Annotated in this window: 6 protein-coding genes; 3 read left to right on the top strand and 3 right to left on the bottom strand. The window is 67.4% G+C overall.

Annotation, left to right across the window (positions count from 1 at the left end; translation table 11 throughout):
- Nucleotides 1–150 precede the first annotated feature (150 nt).
- Complete coding sequence (locus ACFQ50_RS24145; protein WP_377998166.1) at nucleotides 151–1,194, top strand: hypothetical protein; 1,044 nt, start codon at nucleotides 151–153, stop codon at nucleotides 1,192–1,194.
- A 429-nt stretch (nucleotides 1,195–1,623) separates the two neighbouring features.
- Here the strand turns inward: ACFQ50_RS24145 and trxB are convergent, their stop codons facing one another.
- Both trxB and ACFQ50_RS24135 read right to left on the bottom strand, forming a co-directional pair.
- Nucleotides 1,624–2,658 (bottom strand): thioredoxin-disulfide reductase, encoded by a 1,035-nt coding sequence (gene trxB / locus ACFQ50_RS24140; RefSeq protein WP_377998165.1) that lies wholly within the window; start codon nucleotides 2,656–2,658, stop codon nucleotides 1,624–1,626.
- 38 nt (nucleotides 2,659–2,696) lie between these two features.
- The gene (locus tag ACFQ50_RS24135; RefSeq protein WP_377998164.1) at nucleotides 2,697–3,131 is read right to left on the bottom strand and encodes an arsenate reductase ArsC; all 435 of its coding nucleotides are present in this window, start codon (nucleotides 3,129–3,131) and stop codon (nucleotides 2,697–2,699) included.
- A gap of 265 nt (nucleotides 3,132–3,396) precedes the next feature.
- Here ACFQ50_RS24135 and ACFQ50_RS24130 point away from each other — a divergent pair, with 265 nt between their 5' ends.
- Complete coding sequence (locus ACFQ50_RS24130; RefSeq protein ID WP_377998163.1) at nucleotides 3,397–4,077, top strand: GDSL-type esterase/lipase family protein; 681 nt, start codon at nucleotides 3,397–3,399, stop codon at nucleotides 4,075–4,077.
- Here the strand turns inward: ACFQ50_RS24130 and ACFQ50_RS24125 are convergent.
- Nucleotides 4,028–5,038 carry a LacI family DNA-binding transcriptional regulator gene (locus ACFQ50_RS24125; protein WP_377998162.1) on the bottom strand — a complete coding sequence of 337 codons (1,011 nt, stop codon included), beginning with the start codon at nucleotides 5,036–5,038 and terminating at the stop codon, nucleotides 4,028–4,030. The two genes, ACFQ50_RS24130 and ACFQ50_RS24125, sit on opposite strands and share 50 nt — an antisense overlap.
- Before the next feature lie 138 nt (nucleotides 5,039–5,176).
- Here ACFQ50_RS24125 and ACFQ50_RS24120 point away from each other — a divergent pair, with 138 nt between their 5' ends.
- The gene (locus tag ACFQ50_RS24120) at nucleotides 5,177–6,643 is read left to right on the top strand and encodes a sugar porter family MFS transporter (RefSeq protein ID WP_377998161.1); all 1,467 of its coding nucleotides are present in this window, start codon (nucleotides 5,177–5,179) and stop codon (nucleotides 6,641–6,643) included.
- The last annotated feature ends 144 nt before the right edge of the window (nucleotides 6,644–6,787 follow it).

The following is a 6,787-nucleotide window of genomic DNA, read 5'->3' as shown; positions in this document are numbered from 1 at the left end:
GGTCCCTTAAGGGGCCGGCCCGCCGTCGGCGTTAACCCAAGTAACTCCTGTGCGAAACCTGCGGCGACATTGCCTTCTTCTTGAGTCTGGGGTTACATCATCCTTCAACAGGATTGGATGGCGCGAACACCGGAACGACGAGGAGGTCCGATGGAGTTGGTGCGGCAGTGGGGCGACACAGCGGAGACGGAAGCCGTGGGCGCTTTCTGGCGGTGGTGGTCAGTGGCGGGTGCCGGCCTTATCACGGCAGCCGTCATGACAGGCGTCTACGGCGACCTCCCGGAAATGATCGGGGCCATGGTGATGGCGATTCACCCCGAGCTGCGCTGGGAGACCGGCCCGGGCGCCCGTTCCCGGCACCGGCTCTGCGTCTCCGGCGGCGGGGATCCGCGGCTGCGGGTCCTGGCAGAGCGATGGCGGCGGGCGGCTCCCCGGCCCACTGAGACCTGGGAATTCGCCGCGGCCAGGGAGCCCCAACCAAATATGCTCACCAGCACCCTCGAAGGCCTGGACCAGCCGGTGGATCTGGGCCTGGCCCGGATTGCGGTGGACTGGGACCCACGTCGAGCCTTGGCCGAACTCACCGTCTTCCACCCGGCCTTCAAGGGCATGGGCACCAACGACTGCCGCCAGGCGGCGCGCCTGCTGGTGGACTGGCTCCTCGGCGAGGACGACGTCCAGCGATGGGTCGGCGCTGTTAGCGTCACCCGGACCGATCCGCGCGACAGCCAGCCCGCCGCCGTCGTTCCCGAATTCTTCCAGGCCGTGGCAACCCGGACCGCGGACCCCCGGTGGACGATGCGGGAGGCCAAAACATCCTCGGGGCACCGGGTGATTGTCTGCGCGCTGCGGCCGTTGCGCTGGGTCGACCACCCGCTGCTGGACCTGCACACCGCTGTCCGGGTCAGGTACCGGCGGACCGGGAGTGACGGGCTGCCGGACGACGGGCTGCCGGACGGGGAGGCGCTGCTGGGACTCCTCCAACTCGAAAAGGACCTGGAGTCGGCGCTCGGGCCCCGGGGCAGGATGGTGGCTTCAGAAACGTCCAACGGGCTTCGCGTCCTGCACTACTACAGCGATTCTGAGGACCAGAACGGACGGGACAGCTTCGACCGGTTTGCCCGGTCGCGGAAGGATGTGCAGGTTGACCACACCCATGATCCGGGGTGGGGGCGGGTGCGGAAATTTATCTAGGCCACGCAAGTCGTTCGAGTGCGGGGTGCGCGTAGCGGCAGCCGGATCCGGCTGGGTGGGGGAATGCTCGCGGGTCCGGCTGCCATGCCCGGCGTCGGATAGGCGCTGCCCGCCGTCGGGACCCCTCGATTCTGGCTGCACGGTCTTGGGAAAAGCTGGGCCCCGGCACCGAACCGGTGCTTCAGGCCGCCAGTTTTGGGGGTATCCAGGTTTGGCTGGGAAAGCGCCAGCTCCTCCCTTCTTTTTGGATCGGGGGAGGACGATAATAAAGTCGACCACCGGGGCTGGGCCGGCGGCGGTGCCGCCTGTCTGAGACCAGGGCGGCCCCCCCAGCCGCCGCCGTCCCTTGAATTTGCCCAACTGACTTGCATTAGTTGTCGTTTTCAGGGCTCAAAACGACAACAACTGCCAGTCAGTTGGGCCGGGGGCTCAGGCGTGGGTGGGTTCCTCCACCAATGCAGTTGCGATGCTGTCCGCGTCCTCCAGCGCGGCCAGGTAACGCTCGGCATCGAGGGCCGCTGCGCAGCCGGTGCCGGCGGCGGTGATCGCCTGGCGGTAACGGTGGTCGACCGCGTCCCCGCACGCGAACACGCCGCTCAGGTTGGTGCAGGTGGTGGGCGAATCCACCTTGATGTAGCCCTCGCCGTCGAGCTCCACCTGCCCCGCAACCAGTTCGGTGCGCGGCACGTGCCCGATCGCCACGAAGAGCCCGGTGGCTGGCTGCTTCCGTTTTTCGCCCGTGCGCGTGTCGGTCAGGGTGACGCCGCTGACCTTGCCGTTGCCGTGGATCGCCGTGACGGCCGAGTTCCACGCGAACGTGATCTTCGGATTGTCCTTGGCCCGCTGCGCCATGATCCGGGAGGCACGCAGCTCGCCTTTGCGGACGACGACGGTCACGGACTTCCCGAAGCGGGTCAGGAAGGTGGCCTCCTCCATCGCGGAATCACCGCCCCCGACCACGATGATGTCCTGGTCGCGGAAGAAGAACCCGTCGCAGGTGGCGCACCAGGACACCCCGTGACCGCTGAATTTCTTCTCCTCAGCCAGCCCCAGTTCCTTGTACGCCGAGCCGGTGGCCAGGATCACCGCCGGGGCCTCGTACGTTTCGCCGCCGCCGGTGACCACACGCTTGAGGTGACCCTTGAGCTGAACGGAACTGGCGTCGTCGAACAGCACCTGCGCGCCGAACTTCTCCGCCTGCTGCTGCAGCCCGTCCATCAGCTCCGGCCCCTGAATGCCGCCGGGAAAGCCGGGAAAGTTCTCCACCTCCGTGGTGTTCATCAGCGCTCCGCCGGCCGTGACCGAGCCTGCCAGGACCAGCGGCTTCAGGCCGGCCCGGGCGGCGTAGATCGCGGCCGTGTAGCCGGCGGGCCCGGAGCCGACGATGATCAGCTGCTCGTTGCTGACCTTCGCGCTGCCGGCTTCATCCGTGCTGGCGTCCTCGGACTTGGCATTCTTGCTCACTGCTGGCTCCTTCTGTTCAGGCTTCTTCTCGGAAACTGTTACTGGGCGTCGGCGTGCCGGGCGGGCAGCAGCTCAGTGACCAGGGCCTCGACGCGCGTCCGGATCTCGTCGCGGACGGGACGGATCGACTCGATCCCCCTGCCCGTTGGGTCGGCGAGCTTCCAGTCTTCGTAGCGTTTGCCGGGGAACACCGGGCACTCGTCGCCGCAGCCCATGGTGATCACGACGTCGGCCTCCTGGACTGCCCCGGTGGTGAGGGCTTTGGGGACGGCCAGGGAAATATCAATGCCGACGTCGGCCATGGCCTCGACGACGGACGGGCTGACCTCGTGCGACGGCCGGATGCCGGCGGACTGCACCTCGATTGCTCCCCTGGACAGGCTGGTGAGAAACCCGGCGGCGATCTGGGACCGGCCCGCGTTGTGCTCGCAGACGAAGAGGACGGAGGGCTTCCTGGCTGGGTCGGCGGTCATGGCGGTCTCCTGAAGTAGGCGGTCGGAGCGCGGAATCGCCGGAGGAAACGGTGCGTGCCCACAGACCTGCGTACTCAAGTGCAACAAGACCGGGCAGTTCAATCAAGAGGCCTCCGGGAAAGCCGGGCCGCGGAAGGGCCTGCCAGTCTGGAGTTTTCGTCCACTTGTCACGACTTCGAGGGCCTCCAACTCGCGATATCTGGACAAAAACTCACGTCCTGGCCCGGCCCTCGTCAGCGCGGCGCCTTTCGTGGGACGATGCGGCATGGACAGCAGCGCGGCCGGCCACATCATCCTCCTCGGGGACTCGATTTTCGACAACAAGGCGTACGTTGACGGCGGGCCCGACGTCGTGGAGCAATTGCGCGGCGACCTCCCGCCGGGGTGGAAGGCAACGCTGCTGGCGGCCGACGGCGACGTGATCGCCGGGGTTCACCGCCAACTGCTTGCCGTCCCCGACGATGCCACCCACCTCGTTGTCAGCGCCGGAGGGAACGATGCGCTCGGCTTCGCCCACCTGCTCGAAGCACCCGCACGATCCGTGGCGGAGGCCGTGGCCATGTTCGCCGATGCCCAGGACCGGTTCGCCGCCGACTATGAGCTGATGGTCGACGCGCTTTCAGGGACCGGACTGCCCGCGGCCGTGTGCACCATCTACGACACGCCCTCCGCCGGACCCTTCTACCGGATCATCAGGACCGCCCTCACGGTTTTCAACGACTGCGTCACCAGGGCCGCCTTTGCCCGCGGCCTGAGCCTGCTGGACCTCCGGATCATCTGCAACCACGACGGCGACTACGCGAACGCGCTCGAACCCTCCGTGCAGGGCGGGGCCAAAATTACCGGCGCCATCGCCGCACTGCTGGACCCTGGCCGCCAGGTGCCGCGGTCCACGGTCATCGGCGGCAGCGGGCCGTGGAGTTGCGGACCACCAGTTGCGGGGTGATGCACCTGTCCGCGATGGGGGCCGCGGGGTCGTTGAGCCGCTCCAGAGCAACGCTTCCGGCAATTTTCCCGAGCTCCACAGCATGGAGGTCCACCGAGGTCAGGTCGATGCCGTGGAGCCGGGCGGTCCGCGAGTCGTCGTAGCCCACCAGCGACAGGTCCCCGGGAATCGTCAGCCCCATCGCGTAGGCGGTTTCCCGGACCCCGAGCGCGAACTGGTCGTTGTGCGTGAACACGGCCGTCGGGCGGTCCGGCCCGCCCAGCAGCTGTCCCGCCACACGTTCCGCGGCCTCCTGGGTGAAATCATCGGCCGCCACGGTCTGCGGGGTCAGTCCGGCGGCCCGCATCATCCGTTCGTAGGTTTCCCGGCGGACGGTGTGTCCGTCAATATGCGGCCCGGCCAGATGCGCGATCCGTGTGTGCCCCAGTTCAAGGAGATGCTCGACGGCGGCCCGCGCGCCCGCACGGTCGTCCGGGTACACGCTGTCCACCCCCTCCACCCGGCGCGTCACGCTGACCACCGGTACGATCTGCGCCAGCTCCCTCACCCGGTCATCGGGGTCCAGCAGCGTCGCGGCAATAATGATCCCCACCCGTGCCTCAATGAGCGAGTCAACGGCACCCTGGTCCTCACCGCCGATCGAGCGGGAGACGCTGAGGATCAGCCGGTTGCGCGCCTGCGGCAGCGCCAGCCGCACGCCGTTGAGGACATCCGAAAAGACCTCGTTCCGGAGGTCAAGGAGGTAAAGCCCGACGGCGGTGCGCTGCTTGCTGGCCAGGGCGGCGGCGGCCGCGTTGTGCCGGTACCCCAGACGCCTGGCGGCGTCGAAGATCGCCTGTTTGGTCTCGTCGCTGACGCCCGCGGCGCCACGGAAGGCGAAGGACACCAGCGTGCGGGAGACCCCGACTTCCCGCGCAACGTCGGCCTGGGTGGCTGGCCGGCGCTGCCGCTGAATGCTCATGTCGCCATCCTCCCACGAGGCGAAACCACGAAGAATTAAGTCATTTGTAAGTTTGACCTTACATTTAAGCCTTTCGCGCGTTAGTCTTGAATGTGACAGCGGGCACACGTCCCGCAAACTTGAGACAAAGGAGTCCTTATGTCTGCAACCCAAGCCCAACGCGACGGCGCGCATACGCCCTCGCTGCCGCCGCTCACGAACGGCCCGCACCGCAAGCGCCTCGGCATGGTCGCCACGATCGCAACCTTCGGCGGCCTGCTGTTCGGCTACGACACGGGTGTCATCAACGGCGCACTCCGGCCGATGACGGCCGACCTCGGCCTCACCCCGATCACCGAGGGCATCGTCACCAGCTCCCTGCTCTTCGGCGCCGCGGCCGGCGCCGTGGGCGGCGGCCGGCTGGCCGACACCTGGGGCCGCCGAAAGACCATCATCCTGCTGGCCGTCCTGTTCCTCGTCGGCGCACTGTCCTGCGTGTTCGCGCCCAGCTTCGAGGTCATGGTCGTGGGCCGTATCATCCTTGGCCTCGCCGTCGGCGGCGCCTCCTCCGTGGTCCCGGTGTACCTCGCCGAACTCGCCCCCTACGAAATCCGCGGCTCGCTTGCCGGCCGCAACGAACTCATGATCGTCATCGGCCAGCTCGCCGCGTTCGCGGTCAACGCCATCATCGGCAACATCTGGGGCGAATTCGGCGGCGTCTGGCGCATCATGCTCGCCGTCGCCGCGGTACCGGCAGTCGCCCTGTTCCTCGGCATGCTCCGGATGCCGGAATCCCCGCGCTGGCTCATCTCGCGGGGCCGCACCCAGGAAGCCCTGGCCGTACTCAAGACCATCCGCTCGTCCGACCGCGCCGAAGCGGAGATGGCCGACGTCAAGCACCTGGCCGACGAGGAAAAGGAAATGAACCTGTCCGGCTGGGGCGCACTGAAGAACAAGTGGATCCTGCGCATCCTGCTCGTCGGCATCGGCCTGGGCGTGGCACAGCAGCTGACCGGCATCAACTCAATCATGTACTACGGCCAGTCCGTGCTGGTTGAAGCCGGCTTCGACTCCCGCGCCGCCCTCATCGCCAACATCGCCCCCGGCGTCATCGCCGTCGTCGGCGGCGTCATCGCACTGACCATGATGCAGCGGGTCAACCGCCGCACCACCCTGCTCCTCGGCTTCACCCTGACCACCATCTGCCACTTCCTGATCGGCATCGCCTCCATCGCCCTGCCCATCGGAAACCCGGCGCGCCCCTTCGTGATCCTCTTCCTGGTGGTGGCGTTCGTCGGCTCCATGCAGACGTTCCTCAACATCGCCGTCTGGGTGATGCTCTCGGAGATCTTCCCCCTGCACATCCGCGGCTTCGCCATCGGCGTCTCCATCTTCTGCCTCTGGATCGCCAACGCCTTCCTGGGCCTGTTCTTCCCCACCCTGGTGGCATCGGTCGGCATCACCGGAACGTTCTTCATGTTCGGTGTGGTGGGCATCCTGGCCCTCATCTTCATCTACACCCAGGTTCCCGAGACACGCGGCCGCACCCTCGAAGCACTCGAGGAGGACGTCACCACCGGCGCCATCTACCTCGTCCACAAAACCCCGGCGACAGCCGCCCACTAACAGCTCCCGCACTCCCCCGCCCGGCGCCATAGCCGCGCAAGCAAACGAGAAGCCGAGTCCCGGCCGCCGGATCCACCCCCCACCCGCGGGCGGGGCGTGCGCGGTTGGGGGGGTGAGTTCCCGCCGGGGAAGTATACACAAAAA

The organism is Arthrobacter sp. NPDC056493, from assembly GCF_042795115.1.
GTDB lineage: Bacteria > Actinomycetota > Actinomycetes > Actinomycetales > Micrococcaceae > Arthrobacter.
The sequence above is the reverse complement of the archived record's forward strand: the minus strand, read 5'-3'. Positions and strand labels throughout refer to the sequence as shown.